Origin of the sequence: Salinisphaera hydrothermalis C41B8 (assembly GCF_000732535.1) — a bacterium.
GTDB lineage: Bacteria > Pseudomonadota > Gammaproteobacteria > Nevskiales > Salinisphaeraceae > Salinisphaera > Salinisphaera hydrothermalis.
Genome location: NZ_APNK01000002.1, coordinates 85,160 through 108,590, shown reverse-complemented (window position 1 = coordinate 108,590; position 23,431 = coordinate 85,160). Strand labels below are relative to the sequence as shown.

Genomic DNA, 23,431 nt, shown 5'->3' with positions numbered 1-23,431 from the left:
CGCCGGGGCGAGACGCCTTAATCATAGCAAATTTCCGCCCCGTTCGCGGCCGGCACAGATCACGGCAGTTGACGCACCAGGCCCTTGTGCCCGGCCTTGGCAAGCCGATCGGCGGCCGACTGCGCAGCCTGCTTGCTGTCGAACGGGCCGATGTTCACGCGATACCACGTCTTGCCGTTGACTTGCCCCGGGGTATAGGACGCGGGGAACTGGCCCTTGAGGTTCTTGGCCAGATCCTCGGCATTGCCGCGCTCGCTGAAACTGGCCACCTGCACCACCCAGCCCTGGATGCTGGATTTCTCAAGGCGGGAGGCGCTGGATTTCTGCGCGTTTGACGCCTTTGCATTGTCTTGCGAGGCACGCGACATCGAAGACGCCCCATAGTCGTGCGAACTCGACTGGTGTGGGGCCGTCTGCTTCTCGGATGACGACGCGCGTGCCGCCGGCGCCGACGATGGGCTCGACTCGGCCTTCGGTGGCGCCGAAGCGCTCGCAGCAGGCGTCGCATTCGAAGAATCGGACGCGCCGCCGGCGTTGCCGTGTACCGGAGGGGTGGAAAATTGCGATGAGCTCTGCGGGGATACCGCGTCCGGATTGGCCGATTGCTGGTTGGCGTCGCCGCTGGACGAGCCCGCGCCGGATGTCGACGCCTGAGACTGCGCGCCGCCATTCTCGGACTGGCCTTCCTGGGCGTTTTCCTGGTCATTCTGGCTGGCCGGCTCGGCCTTGCCATCGGGCTGCACGTCATACACGCGCATCGACCCGCGGCCGTTGTCCTGGCTGCCGCCATGCATGCAACGCGACAACAACAACGGCGCCAACACGCCGATAACTACCAGAATGGCGACGCCGATCAGGCGTTTTTTCATCACATCATTCATGATTCAGGTCTCCGCGCCTGCGCCACGGTGAAAAAAGAACCGCAGACGACGATTCGATCGCCCGGGTTAGCGGCCTGTCGTGCCGCCGCGAACGCGTCTCGGGGATGAGCGTAGACGGTACCGGCATGACCCAGGCGGGCAGCCAGCGCATCGCCGCTCAACCCGCGCGGGCTGACGTCGGCCAGGCCTGCCGGATACAGGGCGTCCGCCGTCCGCATCAGTCGATGGCCGACCGATTCCACCGGTTTGTCCGCCAACATACCCAGTACCACATGAGTCCGCCCTGCCGCGGGTCGCTGCCGGAGCGATTCCACCAACAGGGCCACAGCATCGTCGTTATGGCCCACATCGTAGATGATCGGTATCGGACCGTCGATAACTTCCCGCCGCCCGGGCAGTAATGCCTGGCGAGCGCAGGCGCGTTCGATATCGAAGGGCGTCGGTTCGTAGCCCGCCGCGAGCACGCCGGCGATCGCGACCGCGAGATTGTCGGCGTGGACGTCGGCATGCGCCGGCACGTTGAATTGCTGCTGCTCGTTCGACCACAGCCAGCGCTCACCCGCCGAGGTGAGTTCGAAGTCGCGCCCGAGACATGCCAGATCGGCGCCGCATGCAGATGCGGTGGCAGCGATGCTGGCCGGCGGATTTCGATCACCGCAGAACACCGGCCGCTCGCGCCGCATGATGCCGGCTTTCTCGCGCCCGATGTCGTCGCGGGTGTCGCCCAGCCAGTCGGTATGATCAAGGCCGATCTGCGTGATCAGCGCCACGTCGGCATCGAGGATGTTGACCGCGTCCAGCCGGCCGCCCAGGCCGACCTCGAGCACGGCGACGGCCACCGCTGCGCGCTGAAAGATCAACAGCGCCGCGAGCGTGCCGAATTCGAAGAACGTGAGGGATATATCGCCGCGCGCGACTTCGATCGCCTCGAACGCGGCAACGATCTCCTCGTCGCCCACTGGTTCGCCGTCGATCGCGATCCGCTCGTTATAGCGCCATAAATGCGGCGAGGTATACGCACCGACACGGGCGCTATCGCCGATCAGACCGCAAACAAGCGCAACACAGCTGCCCTTGCCGTTGGTACCGGCCACGGTGATCGTCGTGTGCTTCGGCGCGAGCAGATTCAGCCGAGCCGCGACCTCGCGCACGCGATCAAGCCCGAGCTCGATCTCACGCGGGTGGATCGCCAGCTGATAGTCCAGCCACTCGCCGAGCGTTCGCCGCGCGGGCGCCGCGCCCAACGCTTCGCCGTTGCTCACTATTCTGCCGGCACCTCGGGCGTTTCGACCTCATCAACCTGGTCAGCCTCGTCGGCCACCGGCGGCCGATGCATCAGCGTGGCGACCACGCGATGAATGCGATCGCGCAGGTCACCGCGCTCGACGATCATGTCGATCGCGCCATGTTCCAACAGGAATTCGCTGCGCTGAAAGCCTTCCGGCAGCGTCTGCTTTACGGTCTGCTCGATCACACGAGGGCCCGCGAAACCCACCAGAGCTTCCGGTTCGGCCACGTTGATATCGCCGAGCATGGCGTAGCTGGCCGCCACGCCGCCCATGGTCGGATGCGTAAGTACCGAGACGAACGGTAGACCGCGATCGGCCAGCCGCGTGAGCGCCGCACTCGTCTTGCCCATCTGCAGCAGCGAGAACAGCCCTTCCTGCATGCGCGCGCCGCCCGAGGCCGAGAAGAACACGAACGGCGAACCTGCCTCAATGGCCGCGTGGACGCCACGCACGAACGTCTCGCCGACCACACTGCCCATGGAACCGCCCATGAACTTGAAGTCCATGGCGCCTGCCACGACCGGCATCGATTTGAGCGTGCCGGACATCATGATCACGGCTTCGCGTTCGCCCGAGTCCTTCTGCGCGGCCGAGAGACGATCGCGATATTTCTTGGAATCGCGGAACTTGAGCGGGTCGCGCGGCTCGAGATCGGTCGCAATCTCGGTGCGATTATCGGCATCGAGAAAGAAATCCAGACGCTGGCGCGCGCGCAGGCGCTGATGCGTATTGCACTTCGGGCAGACATGGAGCGTGCGCTCCATTTCGGCGGTGTACAGTACCGCGCCGCAACTGGTGCACTTGGTCCACAACCCTTCCGGGACGCTGTTCTTGCGCCGCGATGCGTCGTTGCGCATCTGCGACGGCATGAGTTTCTCGAGCCAGCTCATACGCTTTCGCCCTCTTGTTCGCGTTCGTCCGCGCTGTCGATCGCCGCGCGCATGGCGGACAGCGTTTCGCTAAGTTTTTTCGTCGTCGTGGCCGTATCGTTGCCGTATTCGGCGATCTGACTTACCAGTGCACTGCCCACGATAACCGCATCCGCCACTGCCGCAACCGCCGCGGCATTCTCCGGAGTGCGGACGCCGAAGCCGACCCCGACCGGGAGATCGGTGGCCTGGCGGATCGGCGCGATCTGTGCCGCCAGACGATCGGTATCCAGGCTCGACGCCCCGGTGACGCCCTTGAACGACACGTAGTAGATGAACCCGGCCGCGTTCTCGCAGATCCGAGCAATACGGGCTTCGCCGGTGGTCGGCGCAATCAGACAGACCGGGTCCACGCCGGCCTTGACCAACACCGGCGCAATATCCGGTGCTTCTTCGGCCGTCATATCGACGATGAGGGCGCCGTCGACACCTGCCTCGTGCGCGCGCCGGCCGAATGCTTCAAGGCCCATCGAATCGATCGGGTTGAAGTAGCCCATGAGCACGACCGGCGTATCGCTATCCCGCTCGCGGAACCGCTCGACCATGGCGAGCACGTCGCGCAGGCTCGTGCCGTGTGCCAGTGCGCGCTCGCAGGCCGCCTGAATCACCGGGCCGTCGGCCATGGGATCCGTGAACGGCACGCCAAGCTCGATCGCGTCCGCCCCGGCGACGACCAGCGCGTGCATGAACTCGACGGTCGCATCCGCGCTCGGATCGCCGGCGGTGAGAAACGGAATCAGCGCGGTGCGCCCGGCCCGCTTGAGTTCGGCAAAACGATGGGCAAGACGGCTCAAAGCGTTTCTCCTGCGGCTTCGGCCACGCTGGCCATGTCCTTGTCGCCCCGGCCCGACATATTCAGCAGAATATCGGTACCCGGGCCCATTTCGGCCGCCAGCTTCCGGGCGTAGGCCACGGCGTGCGCCGATTCGAGCGCGGGCATGATGCCTTCGATACGGGTGCACTCGTGAAACGCATCCAAAGCCTCGGCGTCGGTCACGTCAACGTATCGCGCCCGGCCGATGTCCTTGAGCCACGAATGTTCCGGCCCGACGCCCGGATAATCCAGCCCGGCGGAGATCGAGTGTGTACCCTGGATCTGGCCGTTGTCGTCCTGCATCAGATACGTGCGGTTGCCGTGCAACACGCCGGACCGCCCCGCCGACAGCGGCGCCGCATGCCGGCCACTGGCAATGCCGTCACCGCCGGCCTCGACGCCGTAAATCGCCACATCTTCATCATCCAGGAACGGATAGAACAGACCGATGGCATTGGACCCGCCGCCGACGCAAGCCACGAGCGCATCCGGCAGCCGGCCGGTCCGCTCCAGCATCTGGCGCCGGGCCTCGCGACCGATCACCGCCTGGAAATCACGCACCATGGCCGGATACGGCGCGGGTCCCGCGACCGTACCGATGATGTAGAACGTGTCGTCGACGTTGGCGACCCAGTCGCGCAACGCCTCGTTCATGGCGTCCTTGAGCGTCTTGGAGCCGGACTCTACCGGGCGCACCTCGGCGCCGAGCAGGCGCATGCGATAGACGTTGGTGGCCTGCCGGCGCATGTCCTCGCTGCCCATGTACACCACACAGCTCAGCCCCAGACGCGCCGCGACCGTGGCCGTCGCCACACCGTGCTGGCCGGCGCCGGTTTCGGCGATGATGCGGGTCTTGCCCATGCGTGCGGCCAGCAGGGCCTGGCCGATAGTGTTGTTCACCTTGTGCGCGCCGGTGTGGTTCAGGTCCTCGCGCTTGAACCAGATCCGGGCGCCGCCGATCTTGTTCGACAGGCGCTCGGCGTAATAGATCGGCGTCGGGCGACCGACATAATCGGCCAGATCGGCATCCAGCGTGGCGATGAATTCCGGGTCCCGAAGCGCCTCGGCGTAGGCCTGGGCCAGCTCGTCGAGCGGTGCCATCAAGGTCTCGGCGACGAACTTACCGCCATACGGGCCGAAATGACCGCGGGCGTCGGGCATGTTGCGCCAGGCGTGCGGACCGCGGGCTGCGGAAATCGCCGGATCCTTCGATATCGTCGTACTCATGCCTTACCCATTTCGGTTGCTGCGTTGACGAACGCACGCATGCGCTCGCTGCATTTTCTGCCCGGCGCGCTCTCGACGCCCGAGCTGACATCCACCGCATACGGTGAAAACCGCGCAATGGCTGCACCCACGTTGTCCGGGTCGAGCCCGCCGGCAATCACGATCGGCCGGTCGATGGCCTCGACCGCGATACGCCAGTCGAAAGCCTGACCCTGACCGCCCGCTTCGCCAACGCGATTGGCATCGAGCAGAAATGCCGATGCCCGCGGATAACGCTCGGCCCAGTCCGTGAGCCGTACCCCGGGCTCACCCATGGGTACAGCTTTGATGTAGGGGCGATCGAAGCCATTGCAAAAAGAGGCCGGCTCGGCGCCGTGAAACTGGAGGAAGTCGAGCGGCACGGCGTCGAGCACATCCGCGATCTCGCGGGCGTCGTTGTCCATGAACAACGCCACGCGCGACACGAACGGCGGCAGTGCGGCCGCGATCTCGGCCGCGCACTCGGTCGTCACCCGCCGCGTGCTGCGCTCCGCAAATACGAGCCCGACCGCATCGGCGCCGGCGGCCGCAGCCGCGCGCGCATCCGCCGGGCTGGTCACCCCGCAGATTTTGGTACGCACCCGATTCACGGGCACCGACTCTGGCGCATCGATCGCTGTCATAGAGCCGACATTTTACCAGCCTGCATCGTCGAGCGGCGGCTGCGGCAGCTGAATATCGTCGGGATAATGCACCCGTCGTAGCGACAACCCGGCGGCCGGCGCCGTCATGCCGGCGCGGCGGCGGTCACGCTGATCAAGAAGCTCGCCAATCCAGCCCGGATCGGCTTCGCCACGCCCGATCACGGCGAGCGTACCGGCAATGTTGCGCACCATGTGATGCAGGAACGCATTGGCGCGGACATCGATACGCACCCAGTCACCCAGCCGGGTGACGGTCACATGATGCATGTTACGCACGGGGCTTTTGGCCTGACAGCCGGCCGCGCGAAACGCGCTGAAATCGTGCCGGCCGACCAGAGTCTGTGCCGCCCGATGCATGGCGTCGTGATCCAGGCGCTTGTGCACATGCCAGACCCGATTGCGCCAGAGTGCGGACGGCGCATCCCGATCGATGATCCAGTAGCGGTAATCGCGTGCCACGGCGTTGAAGCGGGCATGAAAGGTTTCCGGCACTCGCACGAACCACTGCGGCGCAATATCGTCCGCGAGCCAGCGATTGGTGCCCAGCAGCCAACTGCGATCCCGACGCTCGGCGCGCGTGTCGAAATGCACGATCTGGCCCTGGGCGTGCACGCCACTGTCGGTGCGTCCGCTGCACACGGTGCGGATCGGTTCGTCCGCGACCTTCGACAAGGCGGCCTCGAGACTGTCCTGCACGCTTGGCGCATGGGGCTGGCTCTGCCAGCCCGAGTAAGCCGAGCCGTCGTATTCGATACAGGCCGCCCAGCGCATCAGGCACTCCCCAGCACGACCCGCCGGCCGCGATCAGGCGTCGAGCCGTTCCAACAGGCGGCCCGCCTCGTCGCGTTGCTGTGCGTCGCCGCGCTCGCGTACGTCGGCCAGCAGTTCGCGCGCGGCCTGATCGTCGTCCATTTCGATATACATGCGCGCAAGATCGAGGCGGATTTCCACGCTATGGTTCGGATCATCGTCGCTCGGGCCAGCAGTGTCGGAAGGCGGATCGTACAGGTCGAACTCGCCCGGATCGATCATTTCGAGACCGTACGGGTCTGGCCTGCGCACCTCGTCCGTTGTTGTCTCGTCTCTGTCGCCACCCGGCTGATCCGTCTCGATGAATGGCATCGCCGACCCGTCGTCGCCGCCGCGATCATGCTGGCGCTCGGCGGTCTCCGGCAACGATTGGGTCTCGAACGCCAGCGCCTCGATCTCCTCGTTCGTCGCGGCGCGGCGATGCGGGTCCAGGCGCGGCCCCGACGCGGGCCTGTCGACCTGCTCGAAGCGCATCGGCACCACGTTCTTGGACGGCATGCCGGTCTCTGCCGCGCTCGGCCCGGCTTCGGACCTGGGCGCTTCCGCGTGCTGCGGTGCCGCCGTGTTTTCCAATTCCGGCATCTCGAGCGCGGCGGGCGCCGGTCTCCGAGGCGGCGTTGGATGTGGCTCATCGACCTTGGGCGACCCCGTCGGCGCGCTCTCCGGTTCGCCTGTGGGCGGCGTATCGGGCGCCGAATGGTGCGACACAGATGTGCGACGATCTGCTGCCGCCGGCACCGGCGCAGGTTCAGCCTCACTTGGGGCCGGCTTGCCCATCGTCGGCGATGGGCGATCGGCGTCCGCGGCTGTTTCGCCGCCTGACGCGACGGGCGCCGCGTCAGGCGCGCTTGCCGGCTCCGGGGCCGGTTCACGGTCGAGCTCGACCCGCTTGTAACTGCGCTCGCGCAAGCGGCGGAGCACAAGCGCGATCAGCCCCAGCAGGACGATCAGCAATAACAGATTGCGCGGCGATAACCACGTCCCGCCATCGGCTTCCGCTACATCCGTGGGCGGCGGCGTGTCGGGCGGCACCGATTGCGACGAGGTCCCGGGCGCCGTCTTTGTCGTCGCAGCCGTAGTCTGGTCGCCCGGCTTGCTCGTGCTCGGCGTTGCCGCGGGCGCCGGCGTACTCGCCGCCGTGGTCTGGGTTGCGGCCGATGTGCTCGACGCGGCGGTTTGCGATTCCGGCGCCGGTGCGGGCGTCTGCGGTGCCGTCCACGGCACGTCGGAGGGCAGGCTCAGCGTCCCGAAGGCACCCGGCGAGGCCGACGATGCTTGATTGGACGTGTCGGCATTCGATGTCCCCCGGCCGGGCGTCGAGTCCTCCGCCGGCGGCGTCGATGACGTCGCGCCCTGCTTGAGCCGCGCCGGCGGCGCTTCGCCACTGGCCACGACTTTGCCTGCGGCGTCGGTATTCCCTGTCTCCGGCGATTTCGAAGAAGCATTGCCGGTCGCCTGACGGGTATCGACCAGCTGCTGCTCGGCCTTCGTGGCATCCACCGCCTGAATGCGCGCGGCCGACGGGATCGTCAGCCGGGCGTTTCCGGACAGCGCACTCATGCTGCCGTTGAAGGCCGACGGATTGGCCCGATAGATCGCCAGCATGGTCTGCGCGACCGTCGCGCCCGGCGGCGTATTCGCAGCCGCGATCGACCATAACGTCTCGCCCGCCTGTACTCGATGGGTCGAGTGGCTTGGCACGGCGCGGGAAGTCGAAAACGCGGCCGCACGATGAGTGGCGGGCATGCTCGGCGCCGTGTTCGCGGCCTCGCTTGCCGGGTTGAGCAGCGCGGTGTATTCACGCAGCGCACTGCCGTTGCCGGATTCGACCTGCAGCAGGAAATCCACGAACGGTTCGTTCACCGGCCGGCGGGTGGCGATATGAACCACGGCCCGACGACCGCCGTCGGTCATGGTGGTGTCGATATGAATACGATCGACGGCGCTGCTGCGGCGAATACCGAAGCGCTGAAACATCGCCGGCGGCGCGATGCCGACATCCAGCGATGCCCGCTCGGAGGCATCGAGATCGCTCAACACCACCGTCGCGTCGAGGGGCTGGTTGAGATGCGAGTGGACGTCGAGTGCGCCGAATTCAAGAGCGAACGCCGGCGCGGCGTATCCGGCCACGGCGATGCTTGCGGCGATCAGACCGCGTCGAATAGCTCGATCGATGAAAACGGCCACGCCGTATGCAACCCCCTGTTCTCTCCCGCGGACGTCGACTCGCGGCCCATCCCCCCGACACCGCCCCTGCCGGTGTTCAAGGACCGCCGAAAGCGGCCCTGCCCGGCGTCAACGCCCCGAGTTTATCCGGTTGATTCAGCGTAGCATATCGACGATTGCGCCCCCCATCTCCTGGGTGCTGGCAATCTGGGTTTCGTCGTCCATGATGTCGCGCGTGCGCAGCCCGCGGTCCAGCGCATAGCCCACTGCCGCCTCGACCTTGTCGGCCAGATCGCCGCGATCCAGCGTATAGCGCAGCATCATGGCCACCGACAGGATAACCGCCAGCGGATTCGCCAGGCCCTGCCCGGCGATGTCCGGCGCACTGCCGTGGACCGGCTCGTACAGTCCCTTGCCGTTGGCATCCATCGAGGCGGAGGGGAGCATACCGATCGAACCCGTCAGCATGGCCGCCGCGTCCGACAGAATATCGCCGAACAGGTTGGTGGTGACCACCGTGTCGAACTGCTTCGGCGCGCGCACGAGCTGCATCGCCGCGTTGTCGACGTACATATGCGTCAGCTCGACGTCGTCGTATTCACCGGCGAGCTCGTTCATGACGTCGCGCCAGAGCTGCGATACGTCCAGCACGTTGGCCTTGTCGACGCTGCACAGCCGGTGCCCGCGCGCCCGCGCGATCTCGAACGCGGTCCGGCCGATGCGCTCGATCTCGGCCTCGTCGTAGCGCATGGTGTTCCAGGCTTCGCGCAGCCCAGCCTCGGTGCGACCGGTCCCGGCCGGCTTGCCGAAATAAATCCCGCCCGTGAGCTCGCGCACGATCATGATGTCCAGGCCGGACACCACATCCGGCTTCAGCGCGGAGGCATGGGCGAGCTGCGGATAAAGAATCGCCGGCCGCAGATTGGCGAACAGGCCGAGTTCGCTGCGCAGCCGCAACAGCCCCGATTCCGGCCGCTTGGCGCGCTCGAGATTGTCCCAGGCCGGCCCACCGATGGCGCCGAACAGCACGGCGTCCGCTTCGCGCGCGGCGGCGAGCGACGACTCCGGCAAGGGATCGCCCTCGACGTCGATCGCCGCACCACCGACCAGCGCTTCGTCCAGCTCGATGTCGAGGCCGTGATCGGCGGCCAGCACGTCGAGCACGCGCACCGCTTCGCGGCAGATTTCAGGGCCGACGCCATCGCCGGGCATTACCAGAATGCGTGAAGTCATGGAGTATCCAGAGTTCGATGAATCTACAGTTCGCGGAACAGCCACGGCTTCTCGGCCGCACGCTTTTGTTCAAATGCGCGAATGGCGTCTTCGTGTTGCAGCGTCAGGCCAATGTCGTCCAGCCCTTCCAGCATGTTCTTGCGCCGATAGGGCTCGACCTCGAAGCCGTAGACCGGCCCGTCCGGCAGACTGATCTGCTGCTCGACCAAATCGACGCGCGCGTTAAGCCCACCGGCCACATTGGCGACGTGGAACAGCGCCTCGACCGTTTCGGCATCGAGCGCAATCGGCAACACGCCGTTCTTGAAGCAGTTGTTGTAGAAGATGTCGGCGAAGCTCGGCGCGATCACGCAGCGGATGCCGAAGTCCTCCAGCGCCCACACGGCATGCTCGCGGGAGGAGCCACAGCCGAAGTTCTCGCGCGCCAGCAAAATCGAGGCGTCGCGAAACGATTCCTTGTTGAGGATGAAATCGGGATTTTCGCGTCGGTCGGCGACGTCCACGTCCAGACCACCCGCGTCGAGATAGCGCCAGTCGTCGAACAGATACTGGCCGAAGCCGGTACGACGAATCGATTTCAGATACTGCTTGGGGATGATCGCGTCGGTATCGACGTTGGCGCGATCCAGCGGCGCGACCAACCCTTCGTGAATGGTGAATGCCTGCATGATGAGAATCCTCTATTCCGGTTTGCGGGCGACGAAGCGCAGCCGCACGTAAGGCGCAATCCATTGACCGTCGCGGTGACGCATTTCGCCCGCCAGACGTTCGCGTACCGCGGCCACGTATCCATCGCGCGCCTCACCTTCGGCGAACGCGGTGACGAACGGGCGCGCCAGCGTGGTCAACCAGTCGGCGACATCGCCCGGCAGCTGGGTCGGGCGTTCGAAGCTGTGCGAGCGCTCGATATGAAACCCCGCGGTGGCCAGCCGATCGAGATAGGTCGTCTCGCTGGGGAAATACCAGGGGTCGAGCGTCTCCGGGTCCAGCCCGCGGGCATCCGCCTCGGCGCGCAGCGCGGCATGGATGGGCGCGATGTTGCCAGCGCCGCCCATTTCGGCCACGAACCGGCCGCCCGGTTTCAACCGCGCAAACACGCCTTCGATAACCGCCTGCGGATCGGTACGCATCCAGTGCAGTGCAGCGTTCGAGAACACGGCATCGAAGCGGCGATCGAGTTCGGGCACGCCGTCCAGGCTTTGCCCATCGGCCACCACCGCCGTCAGGCCACGGGCCCGAGCGGCGGCCACCATGGCGGAGCTACCATCGGCGCCGATCACCTCGGCACCCGAATCCGCGATGCGCGTGGTCAGAGCCCCGTCGCCACAGCCCAGATCCAGAATGACTTCACCGGTAGCCGGCGCCAGCCAATCGACCAGATCCGCCGCCAGATGAGCGACGAACCCGGCGTTGCGGCCGTAGTCGTCGGCCCGCCAGCCCCCGGCGGTAATTTCGGCCGTATCGTTCATGTCGTGACGTCCAGTTCACGGATATCCACGAAATGCCCGTACACCGCGGCCGCCGCCGCCATCGCGGGGCTGACCAAATGGGTCCGACCGCCCTTGCCCTGGCGCCCTTCGAAGTTCCGGTTCGAGGTCGAGGCACAGCGCTCGCCGGGCAGCAGGTTGTCGTCGTTCATGCCGAGACACATAGAACAACCGGCGTCGCGCCACTCGAACCCGGCCGCCTTGAAGATCGCATCGAGGCCTTCTTTTTCGGCCTGGGCCTTCACCAGCCCGGAACCGGGCACGACCATCGCCAGCGTGATGTTTGGCGCGATCCGGCGGCCTTCCAGATACTTCGCCGCCACGCGCAAATCCTCGATGCGGGCGTTGGTACAGGAGCCGATGAAAATCTTGTCCAGCATGATCTCGGTAATCGGCACGCCCGGCGTCAGATCCATGTAATCTAGCGCCGCACGCCAGCCCTCGGGCTGACCGGCACGCGGGGCGCTGTCCGGCTGCGGCACGCGATCGGTGACCGGGGCTACCATTTCCGGCGACGTGCCCCAGGTCACCTGCGGCGCGATCTCGGCGGCATCGAGTACGACCACGCTGTCGTATTCGGCGCCTTTGTCGGAGACCAGCGTGCGCCAGTAGGCTTCGGCGGCGGGCCATTGTTCGTCGTTCGGCGCATAGGTCCGCCCGCGCATGTAGTCGATGGTGGTGTCGTCGACGGCCACCATGCCAGCTCGTGCGCCGGCCTCGATCGACATGTTGCAGATCGTCATCCGGCCTTCCATCGACAGATTCCGGATCGCTTCGCCGCCATATTCGATTACATAGCCGGTGCCGCCCGCGGTGCCGATCTTGCCGATGATGGCCAGCATGATGTCCTTGGCGGAAATGCCCGGCGCGGTCTGACCGTCGACGCGCACCAGCATGGTCTTGGAGCGCGACTGCGGCAGGGTCTGGGTCGCCAGCACGTGCTCGACCTCGGAGGTGCCAATGCCGAAGGCCAGCGCGCCGAAGGCGCCGTGGGTGGCGGTATGCGAATCGCCGCAGACGATAGTCATGCCCGGCTGGGTCGCGCCCTGTTCCGGCCCGATGATATGCACGATGCCCTGGCGGCGATCACCCATGCCGAACAGACGCACGCCGAAGTCGTTGCAATTGACCTGCAGCGCTTCCACCTGAGCCCGCGAGATCGGGTCGGCGATGCCGCCATCGCGGTTGGTGGTGGGCACGTTGTGGTCGGGCACCGCCAGATTGGCGCTGGAACGCCAGATATCGCGATGCGCCAGGCGCAGGCCCTCGAATGCTTGCGGCGAGGTCACCTCATGCACCATGTGCCGGTCGATATAGAGCAGCGCATTGCCCGCTTCTTCGCGGACGACGTGTTCATCCCAGATCTTTTCGTACAGCGTGCGGGCCATGATCGAGTCTCGTTGCTTGAGCTTGCGCGGAGTCTAGGCCCGGCGCATCGATTACTCAAATGAATCTTTTTTCGCGCCGCATTCCAAAACGGAATAGAATGCGGCCATGCGAATCGATTCGTTACAGGCCTTCGTGGCTGTCGCCGAACTGGCGTCCTTCCAGGCCGCCGGGCAACGACTGCATCTGAGCCAGCCCGCGGTCAGCAAGCGGATCGCGGCTCTGGAGACCGAACTAGGCCATCGTCTGTTCGACCGGGTGGGACGCGGCATCGGGCTGACCGAAGCCGGCCGGGCCTATCTTCCGCATGCGCGCGAAACCCTGGCGGCCGTGGCCGACGGAGATCGGGCGCTGGACAATCTGGCCGATCGCGTCGCCGGCACATTGCAGCTGGCCGTATCGCACCACGTCGGCATGCATCGCATGCCCGAAGTACTCCGCGCGTTCGTGGCGCGCTATCCGGATGTCGCGCCGCAGATCGAGTTCGCCGATTCCGAAGAAGCCTGCCAGCGCGTAGTGAACGGCGAATCGGAGCTGGCGCTGATCACCCTGCCCGTCAAACCGCATCCAATGCTGATCGCGCGCACCATCTGGCACGACCCGCTGGCGATCTATGCCGGGCTGGATCATCCGCTGGCGCGGCGCGGCGCGATTTCATTCGAGGAACTGGCGCAATACCCGGCGGTGTTGCCGCCGCCCGACAGCTATACCCATCGCATCATCGAAACCGCCCTCGCCGAACACGGTGTCGTGGTGACTGCACGCATGACCAGCCATTCGTTGGAAACACTGCGCATGCTCGCCGACGTAGGCCTGGGCTGGACCGTCCTGCCGGAGGCCATGCCACATCATCTCGTGCCGTTGACGCTGCCGCCGCTGGCGATGCATCGCGAGCTCGGCGTCATGCGGCACCCGCAGCGCCATCTATCCAACGCCGCGCGTGCCCTGCTGGCCATGCTGGAAGCCGAAGCTGTCGGCTGAAAAATTACACCCCGATGTAGCGGGCCATGGCGCCCCGAGAGTCCTGAGGGGCAAACGCGAATGGGCGGCGCACTGGGCCGGCAGCGTCGACCAAACGCTCGGAAGACTCCGCCCCGGGCGTCTTTGCAAACCGCCGGTTTCGCGCTGCAGCCCGCGTTACTTCTCCTGCTTGCTCAACAGATGTAACCAAGAGAAAAGCATCCGGCACGGCGCGGGCTTCGCCGCACAACGGCGCCGAAATACAGACACGGCGCATTAAGGTTTGGCGTATCGCGCACCCCTATCCGACGAATCCCAGCAAAAAAGAGGTCAGCTCTCGCGGCGAATCCGCCAGTTGCCGTCCTCGCGCACGAACACCATGTGTCGGGTCGCCTCGCGCTCGTGACCGGCTGCCTGGTAATGCTCGTGGAAGGTGGCCTGCGCGCGGTCGGCGCTGTCCTTCGTCACCTGAATATCGGACACACGGACGTTGACCGACTTCGGCTGGGTCACGCGCACGCGCTGCCGGCGGATCCACTGGGCACGCGTGGTATCGCCGGATGGCTGATAGTCGTTGCTGTACACCGACAGATAGGCCGCCACATCCTGGTCGGACCAGGCGTTGGCCCAGCGTGACAGGACGCCGTCGATGGTGCGGTCCATGGCTTGATCGGAGGCCGAGCTCGACGTCGTTTTCTTTGCCGCGCTATCGGCGGTATGCGGCGCCGACGTATCGGAGCCGCTCGACGCGACCGCATCGGTCTTGGCCGCGCTCGGCAACGACGGCACGAGCCGTGCCAATGCACGACGCCGCGCGTTCATGGTGTCGGCGTCGGCGCCCTGTTGCCGTGCCCGTCGATAGGCGTCGCTAGCGAGCGCGACATAGACATCGCCGAGATTCGTCTCGGCAGTGGCATACCCCGGTTCGGATGCGACCGCGTGCGAAAGCGCCTGGCGCGCCTCGGCCAGTCTCCCCTGGCGGGCATAGAGCACGCCCAGGTTGTTCCAGACCCGCGCGCGCTGCGGGTATTTCTTGGACAGCGTGCGATAAAGCGCGACCGCGCCCGACGTGTCGCCGGTATCGGCCAGCGCCATGGCCTGCAGGAATTGCGCCTGCGGATCGTCGGCCTGATCGGCCAGCCGCGCATGTGTCGCCTGCAGCGCCTGCACGGCCTCGCCGCTAGTCAAATCGTGCCGCACCGCGGCCGGGTTCCAGCCCGCGACCGCCGGCAGACTCACAACCAGCGCTAGCACACCAGCAATACCCAGTATCCGACGTATCACGCGAAGCCCCTTTCGCTCTCCCTGCGCCTATCCTATGAGGTTTAGGGCGTGTCGTCATGAGATACACCGCCGCACCCGCGCCCGCGGATGTGGCAAGACAAGGCATCGTGAGCGTCGCGTGGTCCGGCCACGTGAGCGAACGATAACGCCGGATTGCCGCCTCACGGGCACGGGCCCTGCGGGTGATGCCCGCCCAACGCGCCAGGCGGCGTTGCATGCCTTGACCGTGGGGCCCGCCACGCTCGGCGGCATGCGTCTTGCCGGACACGATTTGCGGACGCCAACGCGGCGCTCGCACGAAACCTCAACACGCCCTAGCTCGAGCAAGCGATCAATCGGTTGGCGAGCGCTCGCGGCTTCAGAACATCGGCCCGCCGGCCAGCGGCGCCATGGACGGTTCCACATCGGCATTCTGGCCGCGATGACGCAGGGCATGATCGAGCAGCGTGATCGCCAGCATGGCTTCGGCGATGGGTGCCGCGCGCAGGCCAACACAAGGATCGTGGCGGCCGGTGGTGCGCATTTGCGTGGCCTGGCCGGCGGTATCGACCGTGTCGCCCGGAATGGTGATGCTGGAGGTCGGCTTGAGCGCCATGCTTGCGCGGATCGCCTGGCCGGTGGAAATACCGCCCTGGATACCGCCGGAGTGGTTGCTGGCAAAACCGTCGGGGTGCATTTCGTCGCGATGTTCGGAGCCCCGCATGGCCACCACATCGAAGCCGTCGCCGATTTCCACACCCTTGACCGCGTTGATGCTCATCAACGCCTTGGCGATATCGGCATCCAACCGGTCGAACACGGGCTCGCCCCAGCCGGCCGGCACGCCGGTCGCGACCACATCGATGCGCGCGCCGATCGAGTCGCCGTCGCGTCGCAGCTGATTGATGTAGTCCTCCAGCTCGGCCACGCGGGCCGGCTCGGCACAGAAGAACGGGTTGTCGTTTGCGGCATCGAGATCGGTGCAGCCAAGACGGATATCGCCCATCTGCGCCAGATAGCCCTGGATGGCAATACCCCAGCGCTCGGACAGAATCTTGCGCGCCACGGCGCCGGCCGCGACGCGAACCGCAGTCTCGCGCGCCGACGAGCGCCCACCGCCGCGATAGTCGCGAATGCCGTATTTCTGCAGATACGCATAATCCGCATGATTCGGCCGGAACACGTCCTTGATCTTCGAATAGTCGCGCGAGCGCTGGTCGGTGTTCTCGATGATGATCGCGATCGGGGTGCCCGTGGTCACGCCTTCGAAAACGCCCGATACGATGCGCGCCTCGTCGGCCTCGCGGCGCTGCGTGACATAGCGCGAGGTGCCGGGTTTGCGCCGGTCCAGGTCGCGCTGCAGCAACGATTCGTCGATCGCCACGCCGGGCGGACAGCCGTCGATCACGCAGCCGATCGCGGGCCCGTGCGACTCGCCGAACGAGGTGACGGTGAACTGTTGCCCCCAGGTATTGCCTGCCATGCCTTTATGCTCCCGCCGTCTGTGCTTCGACCCAGGCCGCGAGATCCTCCGCCTCGAGTGCGCCCACGCCCATGCCGCCGCGCTCCAGGTCGATCCAGGTCACCGGCAAGTCGGGGTAGCGTTCTTCCAGCAGAAACGCCGAAGCCCCGACTTCCATGATCAACAAACCGTCCTCGGCCAGATAGTCGGGCGCGCCGAACAAGATACGCTCGACCAGCGTCAGATCGTCGGCATCGCCGTGGAAAGCGAAGCCCGGCTCGTGCCGGAATTCCGGGTCCAGGCCCGACCATTCGTCACGCGTGACGTAAGGGGGATTGGTCACGATCAGGTCGAAGCGCTGCGGCTCCAGCCCTTCGTACACGTCCGCCTTGACGAGCTGTACCTGAGGCCCGGTGTCGTGTTTGTCACAGTTGATCGCGGCGACATCGAGCGCGTCGTCACTGGCATCGGTCGCCACGACCTGGGCATCCGGAAACGCATAGGCACAGGCGATGGCGATGGCACCACAGCCGGTGCACAAGTCGAGGACCGACAAGGGCTCGCGATGTCCGAGCCACGGCTGGAAGCCTTGTTCGATCAGCTCGGCGATCGGCGAGCGCGGCACGATCACGCGTTCGTCGACGAAGAATTCCATCTCGGCGAACCAGGCGCGGCCGGTGATGTACGGCGCGGGCAGACGGGTTTCGATGCGTCGCTCGATGGTCGCGATCACGCGCTGGCGCTCGTCGGGCGTGAGCAGGCTTTCCAGATAGGCATCCGGCAGGCCGGGATCGAGATCCAGCGTGTCCAGCACCAGATGCGCGGCCTCGTCGATCGCATTGTCGCTGCCGTGGCCGAACGACAGATCGGCCGCGACGAAGCGCGACGCGCCCCAGCGGATGTAATCGACAATACGGGTCAGGGTCGCGGCGATCTCGGACGCCGGCTCGACGGTGTCGCTAGCCATAATTTCACTCGCGGGTTCGACCCGCTTTCAGAGGTTGAACGACGCACGATCGACATCGCGCGTCGTATTTATCGAGCGACAGGATAAACCAGATCGCTTGCGCTGCGCTGTTGCGCTACCCTGCCGGGTTAGCTCCGCCGTCCCGACCCACCTTGCCATGTCCGCTGCTCCGGTTAGCCTGTCCGATCGTCTGTTCGCTTTCGCTCTCTGGTTGCTGCCGACGCGCGCGATTTCGCATCTGGCGTTTCTGATCGCGGAGATCCGTCTGCCGCGAATCAAGAACCTGCTTATCCGCGGATTTTTGCGCGCCTATCCGGCGATCGACATGCGCGAGGCCGCCGAGCCCGAGCCGACGCAATACGCCTGTTTCAACGATTTTTTTACCCGTGAGCTGGCCGACGGCGCCCGACCCATGCCGAGCGAAGACCATGCCCTGCTCTGTCCGGTCGACGGCCAGCTCGGCATGTTTGGCACGATCGAAACCGGGCGGCTGTTCCAGACCAAGGGCGTGGCCTACGATCTGCGCGAGCTGGTGGCGGGTGACGACAGCCTTGCCGCCGCTTTTCTCGGCGGGCGCTATTTCACGCTCTATCTGGCGCCGCATAATTATCATCGCGTGCATATGCCGCTGGACGGCCGCCTGCGCGAAACGCGCTATGTGCCGGGCCGGCTGTTCGGCGTCAACCCGCGTTGTGTGCGCGCCATCCCTCGACTGTTCTCGCGCAACGAACGACTCGTGAGTTGCTTCGATACCGCGATCGGCCCGGTCGCGGTCGTCATGGTGGGCGCCTTCATCGTCGGCGGCATCCACACCAAGGCCGCCGGCCGTGTTTGCCCGCCCCATCAGAAAGCGCGGCGTCATACCAGCTACATCGACGCCGGCGACGCGGATCATCGCTATGTCCGCGGCGGCCAGATGGGCCATTTCATGCTCGGCTCGAGCGTGATCGTGCTCACTGGCCCGGACGCGGTGGACTTTGATCCCGAGCTTGCCGCCGGCCAGGCGGTGCGCCTCAACCAGCCGCTCGGTCGGCTCGTCCCGGGCGCCTGAGCGAGGGGGTTAGCCCGCGGCGATCAGGTCGCCGCGAACGGTAGGACCGGCGCGATGGCGTCACAGCCTTGAAGCAGCGCCAGTAGGCGATCGACCCCGAGCGCTACGCCGGCACAGGGCGGCAGCCCGGCTCGCATGGCGGCCAGCAAAGCCTCGTCAATCGGCGGTACGGGGCTGCCCTGGGCAGCACGCGCGTTCTGCTCGCGCATCATCCGTTGTCGGGCCAGGCCTGCATCGGTCAGTTCGCGGGCGCCGTTGGCCAGTTCCACGCCCTGCCAGAAGCATTCGAAGCGCAGCGCCTGCCGCGGCTCGTCCGGGTCGGCGGCTACGAGCACGGCATCATCGGCGGGGAAATGCGTGACGATCTCCGGGCCGTCGCCGCCCAGCGTCGGCTGTACGCAGGTGGCCATCAACAGATCGAGCCAGAACACGCGATCAAACGAGGCGTCCGGCCCGCTGGGCGCGACACCGCGCGCCTGCGCGCAGCCAGCCAGCGTTTGGGCATCGGCGACCAGCGGGTCAACGCCGACGGTGGCTTGAAACACCTCGCGATAGGTTCGCGAGCGCTCGATCGGCGGTGTGCCCAGCCTCGGGAGGAGTGCCGTCAGGCGCGCAATGGCGTCGAACATATCGTCGCCAACACCGTACCACTCGAGCATGGTGAACTCGGGGTTGTGCCAGCGCCCGGACTCGCCGGCCCGGAACACATGTCCAAGCTGGTACAACGAGCCGGCGCCTTCGGCCAGCAGACGCTTGAGGGCGTGCTCCGGCGACGGCACCAGATAACCCGCGCCGTCGACCGCCAGACATTCCAGCGCGCGCTCGCTGGGCGCGGCGGCCGACAGCAACGGCGTGTCGACTTCCAGCAGCCCGTGCTCGGCCATGAAGACACGGATCGCGCCCATCAGCCGCGCCCGCGCCGCTAGCGCGCCCGGGGCGAGCCCCGAGCGCCAGCGGCTATAGTCGCTCACGCAGATCGCTCATGCGGGTCGCTCGCCCAGAATCAGCTTTCGTTGGCGCGAGAGACGTACTCGCCCTTGCGGGTATCGATGCGCAGTGTCTCGCCTTCCTCGATGAACAGCGGCACCTGCACCACGGCGCCGGTTTCCAGCGTCGCCGGCTTGGAGCCGCCCGAGGAGGTGTTGCCGCGCACGCCAGGATCGGTTTCAGTGACCTGCAAAATCACGAAGTTGGGCGCGTCCACCTGCAGCGGCACCCCGTTCCAGAGCGTAACGTCGCAGCTGTCCTGCGGCTTGAGCCACTTGGCGGCATCGCCGACCGCGGCTTCGCTGGCCTGGTACTGCTCGAAGGAGTTCGGTTCCATGAAATGGAAGAACTCGCCGTCGTGATACAGGAACTGGAGATCCAGGTTGAACACGTCGGCGGCCTCGACCGAGTCGCCGGATTTGAAGGTCCGCTCGACCGTTCGGTTGGTTTTGAGGTTGCGCACCTTCACGCGATTGAAGGCCTGGCCCTTGCCGGGCTTGACGAATTCGTTCTCGACGATGGTGTAGGGATCGCCGTCGAGGATGATCTTCAGACCGCCCTTGAACTGGTTGGTAGAAAACTGCGCCATAAAACGAAACTCCAAGGCCGAGCCACACCGCACTGGCATGCACGGCGGCCCGGTTCTAGACTTGTGGCATATGAGCACACGCCCCGCGCCATCGCGGATCACGCCGCTGATCGAGCCGCGCAGTCTATCGTATCGCAGCGCTGACTGGCAGCAGGCCATGCGCGACGCGATCACCGACGTCGATACCCTGTTTGCCGAACTGGAGTTGCCGCCCGAGCACAAGCCGGCGGCACGCCGGGCGGCCGCGTTGTTCGATCTGCGCGTGCCGCGCAGCTACGTCGCGCGCATGCGCCGCGGCGATATCGCCGATCCACTGCTGCGCCAGATTCTGCCGCTGGATGCCGAACACGCCGATCCGCCGGGTTTCGTCGACGACGCCGTGGGCGATCAGGCCAGCGCCGCCGGCGACGGTCTGCTGCACAAATATTACGGGCGCGCGCTGCTGGTCACCACCGGCGCCTGTGCGGTGCACTGCCGCTATTGTTTCCGGCGCCATTTCGACTACAGCGCGCAGCATGCCGGCGGCTCGCATGCCGAGGCGGCACTCCGGCGCATCGCCGCCGACCCGAGCATCCGCGAAGTCCTCCTGTCCGGCGGCGACCCGTTGTCGTTGTCCAATGCGCGCCTTGAGAGCCTCGGCGACCGCCTGGACGCCATCGAACACGTCGAGCGGCTGCGTCTGCATACGCGTACCCCGGCGGTGATGCCCGAGCGCGTCGATGAAGCCTTTCTGGCGTGGCTCGCTCGGCGCCGGGCCCGCGTTGTGGTCGTCGTACATGTCAATCACGCCAACGAGTTGTCGGACGATGTAACGGCCGCCCTGCGTGCCATGGCAGCCTCGGGCGCCACGTTGCTCAACCAGGCGGTGCTGCTGGCCGGCGTCAACGATTCAGCGGATGCGCTTGCGGATTTGAGCCTGGCCCTCTTCGATGCCGGCGTTATGCCCTATTATCTGCATCTACTTGATCGCGTTCGGGGTACCTCTCATTTCGAGGTGTCCGAATCGCGGGCGACAACGCTCATGCAGGAGGTCGCGGCGCGTCTGCCCGGCTATCTGGTGCCGAAGCTCGCGCGCGAGGGCGCGGGGGATGATGCCAAGAGCGTACTTGGCGTGCCGGCACGCGCCCGGCATGCTGTGAGGGGATAAGGGGGCTGTTACACATGGCTATTGCCGACGCAAGCAACGAATATCGCCTGAGCGCGAGCAATGACAGCGCCAATGCCAATGCGCTGATCGCGGTGATCGGGGGCGATGACAAAACAAGCCGCCGGCTCGCTGCGCGTCTGCATACCCTGGCGCCGCCCGACTGGGGCAGCCAGACGTTCGCTGCGTTCGACGACGCCGTCGCCAACACACATCCGCCGGTTGCTCTGCTGGCGCTGGTGTGCAGCGAAGGCGATCGCTTCGATACGGCCACGCTGATCCAGCGCATCGAAAAAGCGGGCAACGTCCCGTTGGTGGTGGTCGGCCCCGAAATGCGTTTGCCGCCGCGCGGGGCCTGTATCCGCGCCGGCGTCTGCCAACGCATCGATACCGACGAGGAAGCCGATTTGATCGACGCGCGCTTGCTGCGCGCGCTCGACGTGGCCATCGATCGCCGCCGGCTGGCCGAATTCGAGCAACAGGGCGAACGGGCCCGGGCCCGTCTGGATGGCGGCATGCTGGTCGGCGCGACGCCCGATTTCGCGCGCCTGATCGGCGCCGAATCCAGCGAAGCAATCAACGGTCAGGCCCTTGGCAGCTGGCTGTCCAAGGGCGACGCCGCCCGTTTGGCGGCCGCCCAGACCCGGCTTGACGATCCCCAGAGGCCGACGGGCCGCGGCGTCATCCTGCGCCGCGCAAGCGCCGGCGCCACGCACCCGCTTTCGGCCCATCTGTACACCGGCGCCGACCGCAGCCAGTGGCTGTCACTGGCCCCGATCGAGGCCACGAGCGTTCCGATGCTGGGCGCCAGCCCCACCGCCGATGCGCGCATGGCGCTGCACCGGCATCTTGCGAGCATCAGCCGCTGGTCGGACACCGGCCGGCTGCGTGGCCTGGTATTCGTGGCCATCGACGGCGTACCCGCCCTGCAGCAACAGTTCGGCCTGGCCAGCACCGACGAGTTGCTGGAGGAAATCAGCCTCTTTCTCATCGACAACCTCGCCGACAGCGATCGCTGTTTCCGTTTTGCCGTGGGCGAGTTCGTACTTTCGGTGGAGCGCGGCGCCCCGGCCGAAATTCCGGCCATCGCCGAAGCCCTGGTCCGAGCGATCGGCGATACCGAATTCGGCACCCATCAACGGTCCGTGCACGTCACCGCAAGTGTGTCGTCGATCATGCTCGGCGCCGATTCCGCGAGCAACGATCGTCGGCTGCAGCAGCTGGTCGATACCGGTTATCGCCTGCGCGACACCGGCGGCGACGCCTTCCGCGAATGCGAGGGCGACCCGCTGGCCGATGCCCAGGCCGGTTCCGACGCCTGGCGGGCGCGGCTTGAACAGGCGCTGGCATCGGATCGTTTCCGGCTGGCGTTTCAGACTGTGACCAGTCTGGCCGGCGACCACCGGCGCTACTACGATGTCCTGTTGCGCTACGTGGACGATCACGACGGCATGATCATGCCCGGCAACTTCCTGCCGACCGCCGAGCAGGCGGGGCTGATGCCGGAAATCGACCGCTGGGTGGCGCGCCGGGCGGCTCGCGTGATCGCCGAACAGGCCGCGCGCGACGTCGAACTCGCGTTATTCGTGAAGTTGTCCGCCGCCACGCTCGAAGACGGCGCCACCTTCACTCAATGGCTGGCCGCGGACGAAACCATGGCCACCATCGATCCGCAGCAGATCGTGTTCTGCGTGCGCGAAACCGATGCGCGCTCGCATGTGGCCGCCACGCGCCGACTGGCCAGCGAACTCGACCGTCTGGGCTATCGCTTCGCGCTTACCCATTTCGGCGAATCGAGCAGCCATGCGGCGATGCTGGAAAACCTCGAGTTGTCGTTCGTCAAGCTCGCCCCGGCGTTCGCGCGCCAACTGGCCGAGCAGAACAGCGAGGACGCCCGCTTGCAGCGCGTCGTCGATTTTGCCCGCGAACACCGTATCCCGCTTATCGCGGAGCACATCGAGGACGCCGCGAGCATGGCGCGCCTCTGGCAGGCCGGCGTCAACTACGTCCAGGGCCACTTCATTCAGGAGCCCGACCCGGCCGCCCTCCAGCACGGCGAAACGATCGGCTGATCTCGAAGGCGCGCGCCTCGCCTGCCAAACC

General features: G+C 66.2%; 21 protein-coding genes. 4 read left to right on the top strand and 17 right to left on the bottom strand.

Annotation, left to right across the window (positions count from 1 at the left end; translation table 11 throughout):
- Positions 1–59 precede the first annotated feature (59 nt).
- From C41B8_RS02080 to leuC, 12 genes are all read right to left on the bottom strand, one after another.
- Positions 60–881, bottom strand: a complete 822-nt coding sequence (locus C41B8_RS02080; protein WP_037333378.1) for an SPOR domain-containing protein — start codon at positions 879–881, stop codon at positions 60–62.
- On the bottom strand, positions 878–2,143 hold the full coding sequence (folC, locus tag C41B8_RS02075; protein WP_051882755.1) for a bifunctional tetrahydrofolate synthase/dihydrofolate synthase: 1,266 nt from the start codon (positions 2,141–2,143) through the stop codon (positions 878–880). Before folC ends, C41B8_RS02080 begins: the two co-directional genes overlap by 4 nt.
- Positions 2,143–3,060 (bottom strand): acetyl-CoA carboxylase, carboxyltransferase subunit beta, encoded by a 918-nt coding sequence (gene accD / locus C41B8_RS02070; RefSeq protein ID WP_037333375.1) that lies wholly within the window; start codon positions 3,058–3,060, stop codon positions 2,143–2,145. The genes folC and accD overlap by 1 nt, the downstream gene beginning before the upstream one ends.
- Positions 3,057–3,893: a tryptophan synthase subunit alpha gene (gene trpA, locus C41B8_RS02065; protein ID WP_037333373.1), complete on the bottom strand. Its 837-nt coding sequence runs from the start codon at positions 3,891–3,893 to the stop codon at positions 3,057–3,059. Before trpA ends, accD begins: the two co-directional genes overlap by 4 nt.
- Positions 3,890–5,074: a tryptophan synthase subunit beta gene (gene trpB / locus C41B8_RS02060; protein WP_198025024.1), complete on the bottom strand. Its 1,185-nt coding sequence runs from the start codon at positions 5,072–5,074 to the stop codon at positions 3,890–3,892. Before trpB ends, trpA begins: the two co-directional genes overlap by 4 nt.
- A 62-nt stretch (positions 5,075–5,136) precedes the next feature.
- Positions 5,137–5,802, bottom strand: a complete 666-nt coding sequence (locus C41B8_RS02055) for a phosphoribosylanthranilate isomerase (RefSeq protein ID WP_051882753.1) — start codon at positions 5,800–5,802, stop codon at positions 5,137–5,139.
- 12 nt (positions 5,803–5,814) lie between these two features.
- Entirely contained in the window at positions 5,815–6,594 is a 780-nt protein-coding gene (gene truA / locus C41B8_RS02050; protein ID WP_037333363.1) for a tRNA pseudouridine(38-40) synthase TruA, read from the bottom strand.
- A 33-nt stretch (positions 6,595–6,627) separates the two neighbouring features.
- On the bottom strand, positions 6,628–8,673 hold the full coding sequence (locus C41B8_RS19245) for a FimV/HubP family polar landmark protein (protein ID WP_462938977.1): 2,046 nt from the start codon (positions 8,671–8,673) through the stop codon (positions 6,628–6,630).
- 282 nt (positions 8,674–8,955) lie between these two features.
- Positions 8,956–10,032, bottom strand: coding sequence for a 3-isopropylmalate dehydrogenase (gene leuB / locus C41B8_RS02025; RefSeq protein ID WP_037333352.1), 1,077 nt, complete (start codon positions 10,030–10,032; stop codon positions 8,956–8,958).
- Positions 10,033–10,055: 23 nt separating this feature from the next.
- A complete protein-coding gene (leuD, locus tag C41B8_RS02020) occupies positions 10,056–10,700 on the bottom strand; it encodes a 3-isopropylmalate dehydratase small subunit (protein WP_037333350.1) in 645 nt (214 codons plus the stop codon).
- Positions 10,701–10,712: 12 nt separating this feature from the next.
- The gene (locus tag C41B8_RS02015; RefSeq protein WP_037333348.1) at positions 10,713–11,501 is read right to left on the bottom strand and encodes a class I SAM-dependent methyltransferase; all 789 of its coding nucleotides are present in this window, start codon (positions 11,499–11,501) and stop codon (positions 10,713–10,715) included.
- The gene (gene leuC, locus C41B8_RS02010) at positions 11,498–12,910 is read right to left on the bottom strand and encodes a 3-isopropylmalate dehydratase large subunit (RefSeq protein WP_156962380.1); all 1,413 of its coding nucleotides are present in this window, start codon (positions 12,908–12,910) and stop codon (positions 11,498–11,500) included. Before leuC ends, C41B8_RS02015 begins: the two co-directional genes overlap by 4 nt.
- Before the next feature lie 103 nt (positions 12,911–13,013).
- Between leuC and C41B8_RS02005 the strand changes: the two genes are divergently transcribed.
- Positions 13,014–13,886 carry a LysR family transcriptional regulator gene (locus C41B8_RS02005; protein ID WP_037333343.1) on the top strand — a complete coding sequence of 291 codons (873 nt, stop codon included), beginning with the start codon at positions 13,014–13,016 and terminating at the stop codon, positions 13,884–13,886.
- Positions 13,887–14,195: 309 nt separating this feature from the next.
- Here the strand turns inward: C41B8_RS02005 and C41B8_RS02000 are convergent, their stop codons facing one another.
- The 3 genes from C41B8_RS02000 to prmB all read right to left on the bottom strand — a co-directional run bounded on the left by C41B8_RS02000 (position 14,196) and on the right by prmB (position 17,557).
- Positions 14,196–15,119 (bottom strand): nuclear transport factor 2 family protein, encoded by a 924-nt coding sequence (locus C41B8_RS02000; protein WP_198025003.1) that lies wholly within the window; start codon positions 15,117–15,119, stop codon positions 14,196–14,198.
- A gap of 388 nt (positions 15,120–15,507) precedes the next feature.
- The gene (aroC, locus tag C41B8_RS01995) at positions 15,508–16,611 is read right to left on the bottom strand and encodes a chorismate synthase (RefSeq protein ID WP_037333339.1); all 1,104 of its coding nucleotides are present in this window, start codon (positions 16,609–16,611) and stop codon (positions 15,508–15,510) included.
- 4 nt (positions 16,612–16,615) lie between these two features.
- On the bottom strand, positions 16,616–17,557 hold the full coding sequence (gene prmB / locus C41B8_RS01990) for a 50S ribosomal protein L3 N(5)-glutamine methyltransferase (protein ID WP_037333338.1): 942 nt from the start codon (positions 17,555–17,557) through the stop codon (positions 16,616–16,618).
- Positions 17,558–17,714: 157 nt separating this feature from the next.
- Here prmB and asd point away from each other — a divergent pair, with 157 nt between their 5' ends.
- Positions 17,715–18,608: an archaetidylserine decarboxylase gene (gene asd, locus C41B8_RS01985; RefSeq protein ID WP_037333335.1), complete on the top strand. Its 894-nt coding sequence runs from the start codon at positions 17,715–17,717 to the stop codon at positions 18,606–18,608.
- A 23-nt stretch (positions 18,609–18,631) separates the two neighbouring features.
- Here the strand turns inward: asd and epmA are convergent, their stop codons facing one another.
- The gene (gene epmA / locus C41B8_RS01980; protein WP_037333333.1) at positions 18,632–19,579 is read right to left on the bottom strand and encodes an EF-P lysine aminoacylase EpmA; all 948 of its coding nucleotides are present in this window, start codon (positions 19,577–19,579) and stop codon (positions 18,632–18,634) included.
- A 32-nt stretch (positions 19,580–19,611) separates the two neighbouring features.
- Entirely contained in the window at positions 19,612–20,184 is a 573-nt protein-coding gene (gene efp / locus C41B8_RS01975; protein ID WP_037333330.1) for an elongation factor P, read from the bottom strand.
- A gap of 70 nt (positions 20,185–20,254) precedes the next feature.
- On the opposite strand from efp, the gene epmB reads away from it, so the two are divergent.
- Entirely contained in the window at positions 20,255–21,331 is a 1,077-nt protein-coding gene (gene epmB, locus C41B8_RS01970; RefSeq protein ID WP_084188419.1) for an EF-P beta-lysylation protein EpmB, read from the top strand.
- A 14-nt stretch (positions 21,332–21,345) separates the two neighbouring features.
- On the top strand, positions 21,346–23,400 hold the full coding sequence (locus C41B8_RS01965; RefSeq protein ID WP_037333328.1) for an EAL domain-containing protein: 2,055 nt from the start codon (positions 21,346–21,348) through the stop codon (positions 23,398–23,400).
- The last annotated feature ends 31 nt before the right edge of the window (positions 23,401–23,431 follow it).